At 39.3% G+C, this 19,880-nt stretch carries 17 protein-coding genes, 1 pseudogene and 1 other annotated feature; of the genes and pseudogenes, 6 read left to right on the forward strand and 12 right to left on the reverse strand.

Going from position 1 to position 19,880, the window contains the following annotated elements; all coding sequences use genetic code 11:
• Nucleotides 1–9 precede the first annotated feature (9 nt).
• The 4 genes from F986_RS09160 to F986_RS09175 form a co-directional block, all read right to left on the reverse strand.
• A complete protein-coding gene (locus F986_RS09160; protein ID WP_004694300.1) occupies nucleotides 10–195 on the reverse strand; it encodes a hypothetical protein in 186 nt (61 codons plus the stop codon).
• Between the two features lie 94 nt (nucleotides 196–289).
• On the reverse strand, nucleotides 290–949 hold the full coding sequence (gene adk, locus F986_RS09165) for an adenylate kinase (RefSeq protein WP_004694303.1): 660 nt from the start codon (nucleotides 947–949) through the stop codon (nucleotides 290–292).
• 78 nt (nucleotides 950–1,027) lie between these two features.
• The gene (locus F986_RS09170) at nucleotides 1,028–2,344 is read right to left on the reverse strand and encodes a DUF445 domain-containing protein (RefSeq protein WP_004694304.1); all 1,317 of its coding nucleotides are present in this window, start codon (nucleotides 2,342–2,344) and stop codon (nucleotides 1,028–1,030) included.
• A gap of 63 nt (nucleotides 2,345–2,407) precedes the next feature.
• Complete coding sequence (locus tag F986_RS09175; protein ID WP_004694307.1) at nucleotides 2,408–2,926, reverse strand: hypothetical protein; 519 nt, start codon at nucleotides 2,924–2,926, stop codon at nucleotides 2,408–2,410.
• 241 nt (nucleotides 2,927–3,167) lie between these two features.
• On the opposite strand from F986_RS09175, the gene mrdA reads away from it, so the two are divergent.
• The 4 genes from mrdA to F986_RS09195 all read left to right on the forward strand — a co-directional run bounded on the left by mrdA (nucleotide 3,168) and on the right by F986_RS09195 (nucleotide 7,212).
• A complete protein-coding gene (mrdA, locus tag F986_RS09180; protein WP_017396965.1) occupies nucleotides 3,168–5,213 on the forward strand; it encodes a penicillin-binding protein 2 in 2,046 nt (681 codons plus the stop codon).
• A gap of 2 nt (nucleotides 5,214–5,215) precedes the next feature.
• Nucleotides 5,216–5,782, forward strand: coding sequence for a 16S rRNA (guanine(966)-N(2))-methyltransferase RsmD (gene rsmD / locus F986_RS09185; RefSeq protein WP_004694311.1), 567 nt, complete (start codon nucleotides 5,216–5,218; stop codon nucleotides 5,780–5,782).
• Between the two features lie 206 nt (nucleotides 5,783–5,988).
• Nucleotides 5,989–6,723, forward strand: a complete 735-nt coding sequence (locus tag F986_RS09190; RefSeq protein ID WP_004694312.1) for a sulfite exporter TauE/SafE family protein — start codon at nucleotides 5,989–5,991, stop codon at nucleotides 6,721–6,723.
• Nucleotides 6,724–6,888: 165 nt separating this feature from the next.
• Nucleotides 6,889–7,212, forward strand: a complete 324-nt coding sequence (locus F986_RS09195; protein WP_004694315.1) for a hypothetical protein — start codon at nucleotides 6,889–6,891, stop codon at nucleotides 7,210–7,212.
• 82 nt (nucleotides 7,213–7,294) lie between these two features.
• On the opposite strand, the gene F986_RS09200 is transcribed toward F986_RS09195, so the two are convergent.
• Complete coding sequence (locus tag F986_RS09200) at nucleotides 7,295–7,891, reverse strand: 1-acyl-sn-glycerol-3-phosphate acyltransferase (protein ID WP_010326291.1); 597 nt, start codon at nucleotides 7,889–7,891, stop codon at nucleotides 7,295–7,297.
• A gap of 277 nt (nucleotides 7,892–8,168) precedes the next feature.
• On the opposite strand from F986_RS09200, the gene F986_RS09205 reads away from it, so the two are divergent.
• The gene (locus F986_RS09205) at nucleotides 8,169–8,504 is read left to right on the forward strand and encodes a copper resistance protein NlpE (protein WP_004694319.1); all 336 of its coding nucleotides are present in this window, start codon (nucleotides 8,169–8,171) and stop codon (nucleotides 8,502–8,504) included.
• Between the two features lie 47 nt (nucleotides 8,505–8,551).
• Nucleotides 8,552–9,771 (forward strand): IS3 family transposase gene (locus F986_RS09215; protein ID WP_115613868.1). Its coding sequence is split into 2 segments (ribosomal slippage): nucleotides 8,552–8,828 and nucleotides 8,828–9,771, totalling 1,221 coding nucleotides; the frame shifts between segments, so codons are not numbered across the junction.
• Nucleotides 8,827–8,943, forward strand: a sequence feature (AL1L pseudoknot). (Overlaps the previous gene by 117 nt.)
• 297 nt (nucleotides 9,772–10,068) lie before the next feature.
• Here the strand turns inward: F986_RS09215 and F986_RS09220 are convergent.
• The 7 genes and pseudogenes from F986_RS09220 to groL all read right to left on the reverse strand — a co-directional run bounded on the left by F986_RS09220 (nucleotide 10,069) and on the right by groL (nucleotide 19,868).
• Entirely contained in the window at nucleotides 10,069–11,397 is a 1,329-nt protein-coding gene (locus tag F986_RS09220; protein ID WP_004694322.1) for a sulfatase-like hydrolase/transferase, read from the reverse strand.
• 184 nt (nucleotides 11,398–11,581) lie between these two features.
• A complete protein-coding gene (locus tag F986_RS09225) occupies nucleotides 11,582–11,974 on the reverse strand; it encodes a hypothetical protein (protein ID WP_004694323.1) in 393 nt (130 codons plus the stop codon).
• Nucleotides 11,975–12,416: 442 nt separating this feature from the next.
• Nucleotides 12,417–12,605, reverse strand: a pseudogene (locus F986_RS17885) (IS5/IS1182 family transposase); the annotation flags it as partial.
• A 231-nt stretch (nucleotides 12,606–12,836) separates the two neighbouring features.
• Nucleotides 12,837–13,826 (reverse strand): tetratricopeptide repeat protein, encoded by a 990-nt coding sequence (locus F986_RS09230; RefSeq protein ID WP_004694326.1) that lies wholly within the window; start codon nucleotides 13,824–13,826, stop codon nucleotides 12,837–12,839.
• Nucleotides 13,827–13,837: 11 nt separating this feature from the next.
• Nucleotides 13,838–14,923 carry a LysM peptidoglycan-binding domain-containing protein gene (locus tag F986_RS09235; protein ID WP_004694328.1) on the reverse strand — a complete coding sequence of 362 codons (1,086 nt, stop codon included), beginning with the start codon at nucleotides 14,921–14,923 and terminating at the stop codon, nucleotides 13,838–13,840.
• Nucleotides 14,924–14,927: 4 nt separating this feature from the next.
• On the reverse strand, nucleotides 14,928–17,762 hold the full coding sequence (locus tag F986_RS09240) for a type VI secretion system Vgr family protein (RefSeq protein ID WP_017397067.1): 2,835 nt from the start codon (nucleotides 17,760–17,762) through the stop codon (nucleotides 14,928–14,930).
• 471 nt (nucleotides 17,763–18,233) lie between these two features.
• A complete protein-coding gene (groL, locus tag F986_RS09245) occupies nucleotides 18,234–19,868 on the reverse strand; it encodes a chaperonin GroEL (RefSeq protein ID WP_004694331.1) in 1,635 nt (544 codons plus the stop codon).
• Nucleotides 19,869–19,880 lie beyond the last annotated feature (12 nt).

The raw sequence follows: 19,880 nt of genomic DNA on the forward strand, positions 1-19,880 counted from the left end.
TCAGTTTTTTTATTGTTGATTTGATTTATCTTTTAAGTCTTGCTGCAACTTCGGATGTAACTGACGTTCTGGCTGCGTCTTCGACATTTTTTCTTGCTTACTGACATCGCGTAGCATTTTTACGCTGATATAAAACAGACCTACTAATACCGCCGCAACAACAATAATTAAAACAATGATTCCAACTTGTGCCACACGCGACTCCATTTTAACAGGATCAAGAAAAAGAGCCCTAATATGACTTAGAGCTCTTTCAATGTCAAAACATTGCCATGTTTAAAACATGCAATTATTTGTCTTGATCAAGAATCGCAAACAAATCTGCTTGTACTTCGTCAATTGGACGTAAGCCATTCAGCTTGTTATAGGTTGGTGCATTTTCACCAGACGCTGCGCGACCTTGGTAGAAACCAACCAACTGTTCAGTTTCAGTGTGGTATGAACCTAAACGTTTACGAATTGTTGCTTCTTGGTCATCAGGACGTTGTACCAGCTCTTCACCAGTTTCGTCGTCCTTACCTTCCACTTTAGGTGGGTTGTAAACGATGTGATAAACACGGCCCGATGCAGGGTGCTGACGACGACCAGAAAGACGTTGTACGATTTCTTCGTCAGGAACATCAATTTCAATCACGTGATCAATGTTGATGCCTTCATTTTCAAGCGCTTCGGCTTGAGGAATGGTACGAGGGAAACCATCAAAGATACAGCCATTTACACAGTCAGGTTGTGCAATACGTTCTTTCACTAAACCAATGATCAGTTCATCAGATACAAGACCACCATTGTCCATCACGCTTTTAGCTTGTAGACCGAGTTCAGTTCCTTCACGAATTGCAGCACGGAGCATATCACCGGTTGAAATTTGTGGGACATTGTAGCGCTTACAGATCAACTGAGCTTGTGTACCTTTACCTGCTCCAGGTGGTCCGAGTAAGATAATGCGCATAAAAAAACATCCTCATTTAAACAATGTATTTGACACTTTAGTACATGCCGACAAATTCGACATATTTTTAGCATCTAATTATAAGAAAGCTACAAACAAATGTATTGTACCCGCAATGAAGCCCGTTACCCCACCCAATAAAATCAAAATCCATTCGTCTTCCTGAAATGCAGGACGTAATAAGTTTTGAAATTCTTTCGGTGTTAGCTCTCGAATACGGTCTCTAAACATTTGATAGATTTTCTGTGCACGGCTCGCATTGAACGCTGGGTCGCATACAGGCACCATCGTAATTTCAATTGAACGATCAATCAAGTCCGTCTTGAGTTTTGCGTATTCACGTGGCCCCAAAGACAGCTGCAAAGATGTTCTCACCAATGGCGTTTCCATGATTTCATTAATATGACGTTTGACAATACGACGGGTCTTGTCTTTTTTATTGCCATACATCATTTCAGTCATGATGGATTTTAACGTAATCAGGTCTTCTGTGACTACACTTGCAAACACATCAGACACTTCTTCTTGGCGCTTCATGAAAGCTCCTTGTACATTATAAGTCCCAATGCGCGGAATCACAGGTTTAATCCATGGAAACTTACGATCTTTTGTTAATTCAGTCAGTTGTAAGTATCGAACATAGTGTGGCTCAATTGGATTAAACACCATCCAAATCGCAATCCAGTTGGTTAAGAAGCCCCATACCGCGGCCCAAAATGGCACGGTCCAATGCCATGGCACCACAAACCAAACAATCATTTGGAAGATACCAAAGAACATCCCAATGAGGGCACTAATATGCCAAATAAAGTTGATTTCTTTCTGACCCACTTTCAAGAACATACGCACCATTAGTCTGCGGTCACCTTCCATTTGGCTGACCACCATATCGCGCATATCCACAAGTGACTCGACGTTCATGGTCAGTTCGGTCACTAATTCTCTGAGCACAGCCGGAAGCTGTTTGTGTGCCTGCGCATAAATTCGACGCTTAATCGAATAAGGTAAGTTTTCCCAAAGTACAGCATTACGGTCAATCATGACTTCATCAATCAGGTGCTCAAGTTCAAAACCAACTTGCTCACCAATGATTCGCGCCATATCCTCAGGATCCATTGCATCTAAAAATTCACGCAAAGAACCAAGTTTAGATAAGGTGTTATCCGTAATGATGCCTGAAATACGCCCCGCTTTTCTGGGCACAATACCCTGCCAACCCACAGGCAAAGGCCCAATATGAAACCCCCAAAATGTAATCGGGTAAAAGACCATTTTCAGGGCCATCCAAACGTGTGCCCAAGTCACAAAAGCAGTCACAGGAATAATGCTGAGTACAGCCCAAAAATCAGGTCGATTCAAAAAGGTTTGCCACAACTGATTGACGTACTCAAGCATGCATAACTTCCATATTTAATTTTATTAACTGAATTATATAGCGTTTTAAAAAAGATATTGTGTCTATAAACCGAAACTTAGAGTATAGGAAAATTGTAGTCTCGGTTCAGTTTCTGCAACCACATAGCCCGATTTGGCTTCGAGTTTTTCCCCTGCGCCAATCCCCACACTGAAAGTGCTGATTCGCTCAGGACTAAGTAACACATAAGCAAGATCTACACCACCACCAAGGCGAGATTCGTACTCGCCATCTAATTGCTTGCTGTCAATATGCCCTGCGTAAACACCGAGATAATAGCCATTTTTATCTTTACCAGTAAAATGAACTGGAAATCTAAAACCCAGCTGACCACCTACAGGGTAATCATCATTGATAAATACCCCAGCTTTTGCGTATGCAATGCCATAAGGATTCACCCACTCCAAATTGGTGTGCAGTAATTTCTGCGTTACACCAGCCCCTACATTCCACGTTTGAGCACTGCCAGCAGGAATTTTCGCATCTGGCAAAAAGGAATTATCTTGAGCGTAGGCTACGTTTGCACAGGCAACAAGTGCCAACACTGGATAAATTCTTGTCATTATTGTCACCATTATCCGTAATGTTATTTTAGTAATTGGTCCCTTTTTACAGGATTTTGACTGTAGCAGAATTTATAAAACACTTATATACAGCAATTTATATTTTTGATGTCTATAAAGTCAAAATTTAGGCAAAAATGAAAAGCAGAAGCAGCGATAACAAATATCAAAACAGTGTGACATGCGTTAGAATAGCGCGCAGGTATTTTCCTCTTTATCCATGTGTTTAAGTCGATTTGGTATGAAACAGCACTTTCCTTTAAAAAATGTCCAACAAGAAAAGCGCATTTTTCGAAATCGTACCTTTATTTCCATGGGTATTGTGGTTTTCTTCTTGCTGATTTTAGTCACTCGCTATGCCTATTTGCAGCTGGTTCAATTTGACGAGTTTTCAACTGCATCCGATCAAAACCGTATCCGCCTACAACCTTTAGCCCCTGCACGTGGTTATATTTATGACCGCAATGGTGTGCTGTTGGCGGACAACTATCCTGTCTTTACCGCGACGATGAGTCGAGCGGATGTGACGGATATTGATGCTACGATTGAACGTTTAACGCCAATCTTAGAACTCACACCAGATGATATTGAGCGCTTTAACAGTCGTATTAAAGCCTCACGTAAAACTGAACGTGTTTCCATTAAACTTAATCTCAATGAAAACGATATTGCTCGCTTTAGCGAAGTTAAGTATCAATTCCCTGGGGTTAATATCGAAACCCAGATGACGCGCTACTATCCACATGGTGAGCTGTTTGCCCATGTGATTGGTTATGTGGGTCGGATTAACGATAAAGAATTAAAAAGCATCAATAAAGATTTGTATGCGGGCACTAACCTGATTGGTAAAATTGGGGTAGAAAATTCCTATGAAGATTTGCTGCATGGTGTACCAGGAAATGAATCTGTGGAAGCCGATGCGCATGGTAACGTACTACGTCATTTAGGTCGCAAAGAACCCGTTCGTGGGAATGACTTATATCTTTCACTCGATTATGGCTTGCAGACGGTTGCCTCAGAGCAGCTTGCAGGTCGTCGTGGTGCAATCGTAGCGATGGATCCACGTACAGGTGAAATCCTTGCCTTGGTCTCAAGTCCAAGTTTTAACCCTAACCTGTTTGTCACCGGCATTAGTCATACCGACTATAGCGGTTTACGCGATAACCTCGATCAACCGCTATATAACCGTGCTGTACAAGGCGCTTACCCACCCGGCTCAACCATTAAACCGATGTTTGGTTTAGGTGGTATTCATTATGGCTTAATTGATTGGGGTACTGCTATTTCCGATCATGGCTATTTTACCCTTCCGGGCGATTCGCATAAATTCCGTGACTGGAAAAAGTCAGGACATGGTGTAGTCAATTTACATAAAGCTCAAGTTGTTTCTTGCGATACCTTTTATTACATTCTGTCTTTCCGCATGGGCATTGAAAAAATGAACACATGGATGCGTCAGTTTGGTTTTGGTGAGAAAACGGGTGTTGATTTACCGAGTGAAAGCACAGGTCTGTATCCAAACCCTGAATGGAAAATGCGTACTCGCGATGCCAAATGGCTTAAAGGTGAAACCATTTCTGTCAGTATTGGACAAGGTGCTTTTACCGCAACCCCCCTACAATTAGCCATGGCAACTGCCATTACTGCGAATCATGGTTCGCATGTAATTCCACATGTTTTACAAACCAGTAAAGGCGCAAAACCACATAAAAACCTCAATGCACCTGATGGTCGAATTCAGTTCAATGGTACAGATGAAGACTGGATAAAAATGCGTGATGCTATGGTCGATGTCATCGAAACGGGTACAGGACGTGGTATTCGTACACCAATGTATAAAATTGCAGGTAAAACTGGTACGGCACAAGTCAAAAGTATTGCCCAAGGCAAACGCTATAACGAAGCACTTTTAACAGAACGTCAGCTCGACCACGGTTTATTTGTTGGCTTTGCACCTGCGGAAAACCCTGAAATTGCGATTGCAGTAGTGTGGGAAAATGGTCGTCACGGTGGTTCTGCGGCACAGCTGGCTCGTCCGATCTTAGACTACTGGCTGCTCACACGTCATAAAAATCCAATTCGTCCACAAAACCATCAAATTAGTGGCGGCTTGATGACGGCGGGGATTAAACCGGGTGAATTACCAAGTGGTAGCACTCCACCAGCCACCACAACTGGGACAAATACAGCTACACCAACCAGTACTTCAAATACAGCACCCACTTCAACAACGGCAAATACAAGCCGTTCAGCTACACCACCTTCTGCACCTGTGGAGTCAGACTAATTATGAAAAACCAACTCCGCATCATTGGAGGGGACTGGAAACGTCGCCAATTGCCTTTTGCCAGTATTGAAGGTTTACGCCCTACGCCTGATCGTGTACGTGAGACTTTGTTTAATTGGCTCATGTGGGATGTGCAAAACACCAATGTTTTGGATATTTGTGCAGGTTCGGGGGCGTTGGCATTTGAAGCCTTATCACGTGGTGCCTCAAAAGTAGTGATAATTGAACCTGACCACAATCAAGCACAGTTTTTAACAAAAAACTTGGAACTCCTTAAAGTCCCTAAGTCTCGTGCCCAGTTAAAAGTAGCGACTGCACAGCAAACATTACCTACCTTAAAAGAACAGTTTGATTTGGTCTTTTTAGACCCGCCGTATAGCCTAGAGCTATGGGAAGAACTAGCCCTCTTGGCGGATCCGATGATTCAAAATAATGGCTATATTTATGTGGAAGCCGACCGAGATTTGAATCAGTTAAAACTTCCAAGCACTTGGATTCAAATAAAGAACACCAAAGCTGGGTCTGTACGTGCAGGTTTATATCAAAAGAAAGTGGTTGTTTCCCCATAATCTAGACACTTTTATGTCCTTTTGATTGACACCATCACGAAAGAAAGTGGTCTTAGCGCATATTAGTGTGGTTCTGAGCTACGCTATGTATGAAGATCAATATACATATTCAAAATCAAGCTAAGGTTTCAATCATTTTTCATGTCTAAAACTATGTAGACAGATCGAAAAACCATACACTCGCTAAAATTTTAAATATATCGCATATGACTTGGTTGATCTTTATCTTAGGTGCAATGGTGGCGGGTTTTGTACAGGGACTCACGGGCTTTGCATTTGCCTTAATTGCCATGTCATTTTGGGTCTGGATCTTGGCACCTCAGCTCGCAGCGCCCTTGGTGGTGTTCGCCTCAGTCTGGAGTCACCTAATTTCCTTAAAGTCGGAATCTGCCTTTCAACTTGATAAAAGCCTTGTTACGCCTTATATCCTTGCAGGTCTGATTGGCGTTCCATTGGGTACCTATCTGTTAGACATCATTCAAGCACATACCTTTAAACTGGTTCTAGGAATTTTTCTGATTCTTTGGTGTCCATTGATGCTACTTAATCCCCAGATTCACTTCATTCAAAACTCTGGAAAATACGCCGATAGCAGTATTGGTTTTCTTGGAGGTGTATTGGGTGGGTTAGGAGGCTTTTGTGGCTCACTGCCTTCAGCTTGGGTCATGTTAAAAAACCTTCCTAAAGAGCAACAGCGCTCAATTTTAAGGCATTTTAATTTTGCCATTCAGCTATTCACCTTACTCACCTATCTGCTCCGCGGAAATTTAAACTTGCAACATTTACCCTATATGGGCATCTTACTTTTGAGTGTGAGTCTACCGGCCATGCTCGGCGCGCAATTGTTTTATAAGATTTCGGAGCGGCAGTTCAAGCATACGGTACTGGGTTTATTATTTAGTTCAGGCTGTTTTCTATGTATCAGCTATCGCTTTCTGTAGTGCTATAAAAACCTGACTCTGCACTTTGGCATTGGCTTGGGTCAGCAATTGTGTGTTTTGTGTCAAAATAGGCTTATCTTTAAACAGCTTGGCACTACTAGACTTCCTCCAGCTTCACAAATCTTTATACAATTGGCGCACCTTAAAACCCACCGCCCACCATATATGAAACTGCCTCTTGCACTACTGAGTATTTGCTTTATCAGTGCTTGCTCCATAAGCTCATCCAAAGAAATAAAACAAGCCGAAAAACTTCTCCAATCTTTTGACTGTCAAAATATAGAACGCGATCAGGCAGACCACAGCAGCATGACCAGTTATCATGAACAAGTGCTTGCCAGCAGCAAACAAAAAGCCCAATCCTATGTAGAAAGCTATCAACATGGCGATCAAATTTTTGACCTGCCCCTGCCCGAAGTGATTGAAACACAGCTACAAAGTTATACGGCCGCATGCCAGTCACTAGGTGGGGTTTTACCCAATCCCTAGCAAAGCCCTTAAAATACGGTTAGCAATAAAAAAGACAGCTCGAAAGCTGTCTTTTTTAATTTCATATGACTTAAATTTGAAGTTAAGACACAGTTGAGTCGTTGTGATAGCGAGTATCGACACTGAAATCTTGAGGAAATTTAGCAGAAATTTGTGCATAAAATGCCATAATTTCAGCCATATCTTTTTCATAATCACCCGTAGGATAAATAATTTTACCCACTCCAGTTTTTTTCTTCGCATAGTCCATATAGGCCAACGCAATTGGAACACCTGCACTAACTGCAACATGGTAAAAACCTGTTTTCCACTGTTCCTGCTTGGCACGTGTCCCTTCAGGGGTGACCAACATCACCAACTTAGGGTGTTCTTTAAAAAGATCACTCATGAGTTGTACCATACTTGGACGTGGTTCACCTTCATGCTTCGGACGACGGTCAATACCTATCCCGCCCATTGCACGAACAAATGGCCCAAATGGCAGTTTCATATAGCTGTCTTTAATAGTGATACGGACATGCACACCTAAGGCCTTTAATGCCAAACGAGCGTACAGCGCATCCCAATTGCTGGTATGTGGCGCTGCAATCATCACACATTGATCGATATTCAAATCCCAATGATTATCAATCTGCCACCCCATTAAGGCTAAACTTTGTTCTGCAAGCTTTTCGAACACAAAAAATACCACATTACTAAAAATCTGCGCCGATTCTAGCAATGCTGCTGATCAAATACACGGCGAGACGCTCAATAAAACAACAATTAATCTATAAACGTATATTTTATTTAATTCCAAATATTTCAAGAAAAAACAGGGTCTTTGAGATTAAAGGTAAAAATACGTGAATAGTATTCTTTATTGAAGATACAGAAGCACTCACAGATCTTCACAGATTCATTTCTTGCACTACTGTAAGGTAAAACTAAACAATGAATAATATCGGGTGCTGTATATGCAAAAGACTGTTTTAGCACTATGCCTATCTTTCACCATGTTAACTGCATGCTCAAAGCCAAATGAAAACAATCCTCCACCAGATCACAATGTCACGGCATCTCTGGACGACAGTGCTAGCGCAACCGTGATGGATACACCAGACACAGCAAATGCCTTAGATTGGGTAGGCACATATCAAGGGATTCTACCCTGTCATGATTGTTCTGGGATCGACACTGAACTTGAACTGACCTTAGATCATCATTTTGTGCTGAAACAAAAATTTTTAGGCAAATCGAATAATAATTATGTGAATGAAGTGAAAGGTTCATTTCAATTTGTGAATGGCTGAACCGTACCGGGTTTGTCGGAGAGTCAATATTCTGAGAGACTATCCCGATGACAAAATTAAAATATACCCCTGAAATCAGAGAAAGATCGGTTCAATTATTGATTGAATCTGAAAAAGATTATCCTTCTACTTGGGCTGCAATCACAGCAATTGCGCCTAAGATTGGTTGTACTCCTGAAACACTTCGTGCCTGGCATCAAAAGCATTTAGATCAGCAAAATCCTATTAAAGTACAACAGATATCTGATCAAGAAAAAATGAGGCAAATGGAACGTGAAATTAAAGAATTAAAGCGTGCCAATGAAATTCTACGTAAAGCAGCCGCTTTTTTCGCCCAGGCGGAGCTCGACCGCCCACACAAATAATGGTGGATTTTATCCATAACAATAAAGATCGATATGGTGTTGAAGCGATTTGTAGAATTTTACCGATTGCAGCTTCAACCTATTACCGGACTTTAGATCTCGCTGACAATCCAGAACATCGAGCGAAACGAGATCTACATGATGAGCATCATGCTGAACAAATTAAACGAATTTGGAAGGAAAGTTCAGGTCGATATGGTGTACGTAAAGTCTGGCAAAAACTGAAACGTGAAGGCTATATTATTGCGCGCTGTACTGTTGCTCGATTAATGCAAAAGCTAGGTATACAAGGTGTTTGGCGTGGTAAGAACAAACAAACCACCCGTAGCCGAGATGACCAAAAACGGGCAGATGATTTAGTGAAACGTAATTTTAATGCTGATCATCCAAACCAACTATGGGTGGGTGACTTTACGTATATTCAAACTCATTCAGGCTGGGTATATACCGCATTTGTTATTGATGTGTTCTCACGAGCAATTGTTGGATGGAAAGTATCTACACGGATGAATACAGATATGGTGCTCGATGCATTAGAGCAAGCATTGCATGATCGAGGCATGCCAAAGAATGTGATTCATCATTCCGACAGAGGTGTTCAATATCTTTCTATTCGCTATACCAATCGTTTAGAAGCAGCAAATTTACGAGCATCAGTCGGTACGACTGGTGATTCATACGATAATGCTTTGGCTGAAACGGTGAATGGCTTATACAAAACAGAGGTGATTGAATATTTAAAAGCAGATTGGCAAGGTTTAGCAGATGTACAACTTGCGACACTAAACTGGGTGGATTGGTTCAATAAAGAACGTGTACATAGTGCGCTAGATTATGTATCACCTTTTGATTTTGAAGCAATGTACTATGATAAAATTAACCAGTTAGGTCAGGTGGCCTAACTTAAATAAAAAGTCTCCGACAAACCCGGTACGGTTCAGGCTCTGATCAACTGATACAGCTCGACTCATCTGGTGATAGCCGTATTTATTATATTGGTGCGCAATTTATTGAAATGCGTGGCGATAAAGGTCAAGTACCGGATCAACCTGAGTCCAACTTTAAACTCACCAAATCCTTGGAATAGACACTCGCAACATTCTGAATGATTTAAATTGCTTATTTAAATATCACCGCATAAATTTCATCCAAGCATCAAAAAAGGTAGCCAAATTACTTCAGCTACCTTTTTTCATAATTTACTTCTTTTGGTTCTGCATATTTTTGATCACTTCACTAAAGTCAAAAGTTGCTGCTTTTTGTACCGGTGGATAATCCATTAACGATTTGATATGCGAACCAAGCAATTTCTGCATCGGCTCATTGATCCATTGTTTGGTTTGAATAATGTCTGAACGATCTCTAATACTATCAAAAGACTCAAATGGATCCTGACGAAGGTTGTACATAATTGGAAACTTTTGCTTTTGATACTGGTCGTAATAATTTTCACTGGTTTCGAAGTGAACTTTCCATTGATTAATACGAACTGCACGCAAAGTCGACTCATGATAATACAAGAAGTTATCACGTTTACTTTCTTTTGATTTGCCTGTCCAATAGTCGATATTGTTTACACCATCAATAATTTGCTTACGATTGGTTTTCATTTCCTCTACAACATTTGAGTCACCCGCTGCGGCTGCCAATGTTGTGAACAGATCCATATTGGCTTGAATCCCTGTTTTCACCTGTCCAGCAGGAATATGTCCCGGCCAACGCACCATTGTAGGGACACGAACACCACCTTCATAAGTGGTCATTTTCTCACCACGAAATGGCGTGGTTCCGCCATGATTTTTGGCACTGTGCTCAGGACCATTGTCGGTGGTATAAACAATAATGGTGTTATCCAACACACCCATCTTCTTCATATCGTCCAACAATGCACCGACTTGCATATCATGCTCGATCATACCGCTGCCGTATAAATCATCTTCTGAAGTGGCTTTCGCCGCCAAATAACGATGTGAGTCACGTAAATGGGTAAACATGTGCATACGACTTGGGTTTAACCAAACGAAAAACGGTTTATCTGCTTTCTTGCTGCGCTTCATAAAATCAACACTGGCTGCAATAAACTCATCATCCACCGTTTCCATGCGCTTACGGGTTAAAGGACCTGAGTCTTTACATTTTTGTTTACCCATTACGCCAAAGCGAGGATCGATAGTTTCATCATTATCGTTAGACGAATAACAATGCAATACACCACGCGTTCCATACTGATTCACAAATTCAGGATCTTTTGGATAATCATACTGTTCCGAATCTTCTTCCGTATTTAAATGATATAAATTACCGAAAAACTCATCAAAGCCGTGTACCGTCGGTAAGCTATCGTTGCGATCACCTAAATGGTTTTTACCAAACTGACCATTCATATAACCCAATGGTTTTAGCACTTCTGCCAAAGTCGGCGTTGCAGCTTTAATCCCTAAAGGTGAACCTGGACGCCCTACGGTGGTCATTCCTGAACGAATCGGATACTGACCCGTAATAAAGGCTGCACGTCGGCTTTGTTGCATAAATATGTAAGCATCTGATTTAAATAAATTTAATTTTGGATCAAAAAATAATCAAAACTTTTAAAATCATATAGTTATGAAATCTTTGTGCAACAAAGCCATGCAGTAAACAAAAACTTCATTTAAAAGAGTCCTATTTTGTTAAAAATGTTCATTCAAAGTGAATTTTTTATAAAATCTATTGCTAGTAATTCCAAAAAGTAATTGTAAAAATTATTATCAGGATCATAAAAAACATAGATACTTTAATGTAATACCATAGTTTTTTATGGTGATCTATAATACATATACTTGTTTTCAAGTTAATATTACTAAATATTAAGAAACTTCTATTTTTAAAAAATTTTTCTAAAGAATTTCTAGAAAAAAAATCTATTACATTAATCATTATAACTGCTGTTATAACCAACTCAATATTAGATATATCCATAGATTTATTTTTATAAATATCTATACCGAAAATTTTCTTCTTTAATATTTCATTACTATTTATATATTTTGATGCCATTTGATGGAATATAGCCCAAAAGATAATACTTAATATTAGTGAAATAACTATTAAATCTTTTATATTCATTTTAATCTTTCATACCCATATTCTACAACTGCTTGACCTGTTACTCCACCAACATATCCTCCGATAAGAGTACCTCCAACTGCTATAACTCCTACAACGGCCAGAACAGGAAGGCCAACAGTTCCTCCAACAACGCCTATTACTACACCACCGATGGCTGTTCCAATGCTCCCTCCAATTCTTGCACCTAATAGACCGCCATTAATTTTACCAGTTTGTTTTAAAATTTCTTTCCTTGTACCATCTGGAACACCTTTTTCATAGACCTAAGCCACTGAATTTACACTGCCATAAATATCCCAAGCAAAAACTAATCTTCCACCCCACTTTAAACTTTTACTTACTTTTGATGTTTCATCCATGTTTTTAATATAGTCATCGATACTACTATAATTTTTTGCACAAAGATTTAAAAAATAAAATACCCCTAAGCGACTCAAATTTAAGTGACAACTTGGGTGTGAGCTCGGTCTAATTCTGTAAATTTATTTAAGACTGCCACACGTGCATGAATCTCGTTGACTTAGCTGTCAAAATTCCTAGCGCTGAGTTTATCGCCTAATAATTTGATACAATGCATCTTAGTTTCGACCAAACTGCGCAGATGATACCCAGACCACTTTTTCATCAGTCTGCTCATTAAATTATTGAACGAGATGATAATATTTTCCAGCATTAAAACTATGAAAATAGAAATTCCAGTTCGAACCAAAATTCAGCAATAAACTTCCATCATCATGTGGTACGACACTAAAGCCTTCAAATGGAACGCTATATTGGTCATACACAACTGAAGCTGGTAGTTGGTGTTTGCGTCTATCGCTGCTTTTTCAACTATCAATTCTTCACAGTTCCAACTTTATTACTTTTTTCCTTCCTCTTCATCCTTAATCTCCCATTTACTATTAGGATCATCTATTACAATTTGTATTTTCTCGCCATTCTTTAAAATTCGAATATTTTCTTTAACGACTTTACTCTCTAACTCAAGCAACTTGCTTCTAGCTATCTCTAACCCGAACTCATTCGCTAAAGTATAATAAGCATATGCAAGGTCAAAATTTTGTTCTACTCCATCACCTTTTTCATACAATGAGGCTAAATTATAAGCAGCACGAGGTTCATTATTCTCTACTGCCTTTTCGTACCAGTAGACAGCTTTCGTCATAGACTTATCTATTACCTCTCCTTTCTTATACATAACTGCAACATTAAATTGTGAAGGTGCATAATTTTTTTCAGCAGCCTTTAAAGAGTATTCAAAATATTTATGTTTATCTTTTATCCCCCCCCAACCCTCATAATAACAATTAGCAGTATTTGCAGCTCCCAAACCGTAGTCTAAGTTTGCTGATTTTTCATAATATTCACATGCTTTTTTAAGATCCCTTTCAAAATAAAATCCGTTAAAATACATAAATCCAATTGAGTTAATAGCCTCTGGCACGTTTTTATTCATTGCTTTTGTAAAATAAGTATAAGCTTTTTCATAGTCCTGTTTAACTCCATTTCCATGAGCATATAAACTCCCCATATTATTTTCAGCTACCCCATTATTATTCTTAATTGCCTTTTCATACCAATGAACTGCTTTTTTAATGTCCATCTTTTGATTTAAATAGCCATTCTCAAAGACAACCCCTACTAAATTCTGCGCAATAGGATCATTATCTTCAGCCTTAGCTAATAAAGCATTGAAATAATTTAACTTTTCATTATCATCTTGACTCTTTATTACTTCATCAATTTCAGATAAATCAATATATTGACCTTCCGCGCTAGCTTTATCCGCATTAACATCACAACCTGTTAGGCTCAATGTCAATATCAATGCAGTAAACAAAAACTTCATTTAAAAGAGTCCTATTTTGTTAAAGGAATGACAAATGTATAACTAAGGTTATGTTGAATATTAGCTCCCATACCAACTCCAGCTTCAAGTCCCCCGCCCATTGTGGTTCCTTCATTAAAGTCTCCATCAAATATTTTTTCTGGAGTTAAACCTGAAGCCGCAACAGTTGAAGCACCAACCAATGCATATGTATTCACATTCATAGAATATCCAAAACCAGCTAAATCATCTAAACTTTTAGCCTCACTTAATAAATAACCTCCTTCTACAGAAACAGAAGGAGTTCCTTGTACACCAGATACCCCAGGAGCAAGAAATATTCCCCACTGACCTTTCGGTGTTCGTGCCACTCCAATTTGGATACTAGCACCCACCCCAATAACCGCAGCAATTGCTCCAGATACATTTACATACATAAGTTGAGTCCCTTTCACATCTACTTCAATTTCCACTACAACTTTAGAGTTATTTTTGGATATTTGAAATTTTTCTTTTATATACTTCTTATATTTTTTATGGTCCGCTAATTCTTTTCTTTTAGCATCTATTTCATCTTTTATGATAATAATTTGCCCTACTTTAATAGCATTAACATTAATTCCTTTATTCCTCATACTAATATCATTAACAGAAACACCATGCTGTTTTGCAATAAAATTTAAATTTTCACCCGATTTAACTGTATGTTTTATAATACTTGGATATAAATAAATATTTTTATCTAATTTTTTGTTTATAACTTGTGTTCTCCGCTCATAGCTACCCGCCACTTCTTGCTTTTGAAATGTTTTTGTATTTATTATTATTGATGGGACATTAACTATTATTGTTCTCTTCTCATCTCTACCCATTCTCTTATTATATGAAAAATAACCTATTTCCGTCCACGATTTATATGGTGTCGGAAAATCCATTACTTCAAAAACTAATTGCTCTATACCAACTATTGAGCCCCCCTTACCTTTACCATTCTTTGTAGTGAACTCAACTAGTTTTCTTTTTGTCTTTTTTTGTTCATCATTTAAAACTGATACTTTATAGCGTAACCCATCAACAGGATTCCCAGCTCTATCTTTAAAAAAAACTTCAAATTTCATAAATTTAACCTTCTACCTCATTATTTTCTGGTTCTTCAAAATCCTCATCAATAATTGACCACTCGTAAATTGGTTCATCTACTACAACCTGTATGTCCTCCTGTTTATTATCAATACTTACAAAACGTTCTGTTCTACCATATTCATCTAACACTCCAGCTTTGTAAGTTTTTTGTCCTTTCAGTAAGGCTCTATATTTTACCTCAGAAAAGTCAGTATCTTTAAAAACATCAAAAGTGTCTATGCGATTTGTAAACGAATAATTCTCTTTATTCATAGCTAAACTACTAAAACTTGGTAGTATGGACTGAACTTTAGCTCCACCTTTAAACATATGTTGTCCAGCATTAACCTCAAATTTCCCACCCGTTTTTGGAAAAATTCCTGAGCCATTCAGAGCAATCTGCGATGAACCACCCGTAATCAAAACTTCTTTGGGACTACTGATTTCTATCCGATCTTCTGTAGAAGAAATCGTGATGCCGAGTTTGGCAAATACATCTAAAGCATCTGACTGTGCTTGAATCTCAACTTTACCTTGTGCTGCAATGGCTTTAATCCCGCCTTGCGCAGCAAACAGACTTACTTTGCCTAAAGCTTGCCCCAAAATATTCTTTTGGGTACTAAGGTTAATACTATCGCCCGCAGTATGGTTAATGATGCCTGTAGCTGAAAGATGGATATCTTCAGGGGTACTTAAGGCAATCCCATCAGCAGAACTGAGTAACATGATGGCTTTTTTATACTTGGCAACATCTTTTTCAATTTCTTCGGCAAAAGCTTTTAGTTGCTCAATGGATTCTATTTCATCGGTCTTTTGATTCTTGGCAATATCACTTAAGGCTTTACTATTGGTCTGGCTGCCTTCAAGTTGCTTTTTGGCAATCTCACTATCTAAATGTTCACCTTTGGCTTGGTTTTGTTGATATGTACTTAGTAATAATCCATTTCCAGCTCGTACTGCACCCCATTGATCTGTTCTAAGCTCAAACCCTTCACCCCGACCATCACTGGTCGCACTTTCTTTAGGATGACTCAAATTACCTAGGTTAAGTTGTGTTGCACCATGACTGCTGTGGAGTTGGGTACTGATCTGTCCGGTAGTATCATCAAATCGCAGTTGGTTAAATCCTTCACCATCAACTTCTTTGGAGCGAATACCACTTAACTTTTTAGTATCAGGTAGTTTACCTTTGTTGTCGAACTTGGTTGGATGGCGTTGTGCTTCATGGATACGTCCCACCACAAATGGTCGGTCGATATCACCATCAAAAAAATCAATGACCACGATCTCACCAATGCGTGGTAAGAATCTTGCCCCATAGCCCTCACCAGCCCATGGGGTCAGTACATCTACCCAAGCAGAATCCGTATCGTTATCATTGGAACCAGCACCACCATCATGAGTGTTGTCTTCGTTACGGGTAAATAGGAATCGAACTTTGATGCGTCCCCATTCATCAACAAAGATTTCTTCTCCACTTGGGCCAACAACTTTAGCACGTTGTGGTGATGCTATCGCTCTATGTTGTAGTGGATTGTATTCTGGAACAGTAACAATGTTACGTCGTTGAAGCGTGAGTGTATTGGCTTGGCGTTCATCTGTATTATTGTTTGCAATGTTACTTACCTGCCAATTACTTTGTTGAAGCAAGGCACCCACTTGATCATTCAGGTCTTTAGGTAAATTATTTTGGTTTTGAAAAGTCTTAGCAGTGATTAGAAACTGTTTGTCTGCATCTGCGTGTTGATCTATTTCGGGGTGTTCATTGAACTCAAACCAATAACCCACATGTGCATCACGTACTGTAGAGGTTGCACTAAATTGTTTAGCTTGTGCATTGTAGTAGTGACTTAAGGTTTGATTAAACTTTTCAATCTGACCATTGCCTGATTTGGTCGCACCATCTTCACCATTTAAGTCCTGTATCCATGCAGGGCTAAAATGCCATGCCTGCTCCAAACCTAAACTGGCATTGTCATAATTTTCACTATGGTTATGCTTGCTTTGAACACTTCCCGCCCCTTCTTCAGTTACTAACACATCGGCTTGCCAACGCTGTACATGTACTGAGGTCGGTTGGATTGAACGCTGACCTACGAAATGAGTAATAGAGTCGCTTTTTTCTACGGCACTACTGCGATGAAAGCGGATACTGCGACGGTCTAAGACGTTAAATTGCGAATTATCATCAATTAATCTTAATCTTTGCGGCTGTATCTGTTCACTAGAACTAAGCACTTTAAGTTGTGCTTCATCAATCAGCCAGTTAATACCTTCACTTCTCATCAACCGAGTCAGAAAATCAAAATCGCTTTCCGAGGCCTGCATAATAAATGGACGAATATCATAATCTTGGGTTAAGCCACTTTTATCCAAAGTCAAACTTAAAGCGAAGAGCGCACTACGTTGCACCCATTCTTGAAACACGATTTGGATCACGTCCACAGCCGACTTATTCATAAACACGCGACTATTACGACGATGATTCCATAAGGCTGTCGAATCTTTGACAGTCAAACGATAAATTGTAAGAGAACCATCACTCGCACCTATATCTGCTTGGGCCACAATACCTGAAACACGAGTTAACTCAGATTTGTCTGTGACAATATCAACAGCAGTTTGGCAGCCAATAAATTGCTTTAATGGAATTTTGGAGTTGGTCGAAAGACAAATCAATTGTAGATGAGTACCCTCATTGAGGCTATGCATCCCATCAATACGTTGTAGGAAAACTTGATTATTTAGAGACGTATTTGAGAATTGAACATGGATCGCACGTTTCTGTGCTGTCAGTCCAAGTTGCTCTAATGCAGCATAAATATTGTTAGACATAAGAGATTTATTATTTAATTTTAGAATGTGGTCATTTATACAAATTGGCCCGAATTCTAATCTAGTTACTTCCATATTTGAATGATAATTTATGTTTTTTATTGTTAATCTATTTGATTACATTCCTAAAAATATCGCAACGATATAATATTAAAATGGCTTAAATAGCCATAAATAAATCTGAAAAAATGCACAAAACACTCTAACAAATATATAATATAATTTTAATTTCAATAACTTATAAATAAAAATCAAATATAAATGTTCAATAAATAGAACCATAATATCAATATCAAAGCATGATAATTCTTAAATTTATTCAGATTAAAATGGCTAAAAAATCAATTATTTTACTTAAACAGCCTAACTAAACCACTTTAAGCATTATGCACCAAAGTAATCCCACATCAACAAAAAATAAAAAGGCCGCATTTAAGCGGCCTTTTTACATCTAAAATAATATGGTATAGATTACATCATTCCGCCCATACCACCCATGCCGCCCATATCAGGCATTGCAGGCTTGTCTTCTGGAACGTCAGTAATCATACATTCAGTTGTCAACATTAAACCAGCTACAGATGCAGCATGCTCAAGTGCAGAACGCGTTACTTTCGCAGGGTCAAGAATACCCATTTCTAGCATGTCACCATACTCAGAAGTAGCAGCGTTATAACCGAAGTTACCTTCACCATTTTTCACAGCATTGATCACAACTGAAGGCTCATCACCCGCATTGGCAACGATTTGACGAAGTGGCGCTTCAATCGCACGACGTAAAATGTTAATACCTACGTTTTGGTCGTCATTCGCACCATTTACACCGTCAAGTGCAGCTGCAGCACGTACCAGTGCAACACCACCACCAGCAACCACACCTTCTTCAACAGCAGCACGTGTTGCATGAAGCGCATCGTCCACACGGTCTTTCTTCTCTTTCATTTCAACTTCAGTCGCTGCACCAATTTTGATCACAGCCACACCGCCTGCTAATTTAGCAACACGTTCTTGAAGTTTTTCTTTATCGTATTCAGAAGATGATTCTTCAATTTGCGCGCGGATTTGCGTAACACGTTCAGCAATTTGAGCTGCATCACCAGCACCGTCAACAATCACAGTATTCTCTTTAGACACAGTGATTTTGTGCGCAGTACCTAAGTCTTGAAGAGAAGCTTGTTCTAAAGTCATGCCTACTTCTTCAGAAATTACAGTCGCGCCCGTCAAGATTGCGATATCTTGAAGCATTGCTTTACGACGGTCACCAAAACCAGGTGCTTTAACCGCACATACTTTGATAATTCCGCGCATGTTGTTAACAACAAGTGTAGCTAAGGCCTCACCTTCAACATCTTCAGCGATGATTAAAAGTGGTTTACCTGTTTTAGCTACAGCTTCAAGTACAGTAATTAATTCACGGATGTTGCTGATTTTTTTGTCAACAAGCAAGATGAACGGATTTTCAAGTTCAGCCGTTAATGTGTCTTGTTTGTTTGCAAAGTATGGGCTGATATAACCACGGTCAAACTGCATACCTTCAACAACGTCCAAAGCATCTTCAAAGCCTGAACCTTCTTCAACGGTAATCACGCCTTCTTTACCTACGCGTTCCATTGCTTGTGCAATGAGTTTACCTACAGTTTCGTCAGAGTTTGCAGAGATTGAACCGACTTGTTCAATCGCTTTAGTATCAGAAGCAGGTTTTGCTGTTGCTTTAATTTCAGCAACCAATGCTTTAACAGCCAGATCAATACCGCGTTTCAAGTCCATTGGGTTCATGCCCGCTGTTACAGACTTGATGCCTTCATTTAAAATTGCTTGAGCTAGTACAGTTGCAGTTGTTGTACCGTCACCAGCGATGTCATTGGTTTTAGAAGATACTTCACGAACCAATTGAGCGCCCATGTTCTCAAATTTGTCTTTTAGAGAAATTTCTTTCGCAACCGTTACACCATCTTTAGTGATGTGCGGCGCACCGAAAGAACGGTCGATCACAACATTACGGCCTTTAGGACCTAAAGTTACTTTTACAGCATCTGCAAGCACGTTTACGCCTGCAATCATTTTAGAACGAGCTGAATCACCAAATTTTACGTCTTTAGCTGACATACTAAACTCCAA

The organism is Acinetobacter johnsonii CIP 64.6 (genome assembly GCF_000368045.1).
Lineage (GTDB): Bacteria > Pseudomonadota > Gammaproteobacteria > Pseudomonadales > Moraxellaceae > Acinetobacter > Acinetobacter johnsonii.

Coding starts and splice junctions, on each gene's coding strand:
- adk (WP_004694303.1), bottom strand. CDS start 949: ATGCGCATTATCTTACTCGGACCACCTGGAGCAGGTAAAGGTACACAA.
- F986_RS09170 (WP_004694304.1), bottom strand. CDS start 2,344: ATGCTTGAGTACGTCAATCAGTTGTGGCAAACCTTTTTGAATCGACCT.
- F986_RS09175 (WP_004694307.1), bottom strand. CDS start 2,926: ATGACAAGAATTTATCCAGTGTTGGCACTTGTTGCCTGTGCAAACGTA.
- mrdA (WP_017396965.1), top strand. CDS start 3,168: ATGAAACAGCACTTTCCTTTAAAAAATGTCCAACAAGAAAAGCGCATT.
- rsmD (WP_004694311.1), top strand. CDS start 5,216: ATGAAAAACCAACTCCGCATCATTGGAGGGGACTGGAAACGTCGCCAA.
- F986_RS09190 (WP_004694312.1), top strand. CDS start 5,989: ATGACTTGGTTGATCTTTATCTTAGGTGCAATGGTGGCGGGTTTTGTA.
- F986_RS09195 (WP_004694315.1), top strand. CDS start 6,889: ATGAAACTGCCTCTTGCACTACTGAGTATTTGCTTTATCAGTGCTTGC.
- F986_RS09205 (WP_004694319.1), top strand. CDS start 8,169: ATGCAAAAGACTGTTTTAGCACTATGCCTATCTTTCACCATGTTAACT.
- F986_RS09220 (WP_004694322.1), bottom strand. CDS start 11,397: ATGCAACAAAGCCGACGTGCAGCCTTTATTACGGGTCAGTATCCGATT.
- F986_RS09225 (WP_004694323.1), bottom strand. CDS start 11,974: ATGAATATAAAAGATTTAATAGTTATTTCACTAATATTAAGTATTATC.
- F986_RS09230 (WP_004694326.1), bottom strand. CDS start 13,826: ATGAAGTTTTTGTTTACTGCATTGATATTGACATTGAGCCTAACAGGT.
- F986_RS09235 (WP_004694328.1), bottom strand. CDS start 14,923: ATGAAATTTGAAGTTTTTTTTAAAGATAGAGCTGGGAATCCTGTTGAT.
- F986_RS09240 (WP_017397067.1), bottom strand. CDS start 17,762: ATGTCTAACAATATTTATGCTGCATTAGAGCAACTTGGACTGACAGCA.
- groL (WP_004694331.1), bottom strand. CDS start 19,868: ATGTCAGCTAAAGACGTAAAATTTGGTGATTCAGCTCGTTCTAAAATG.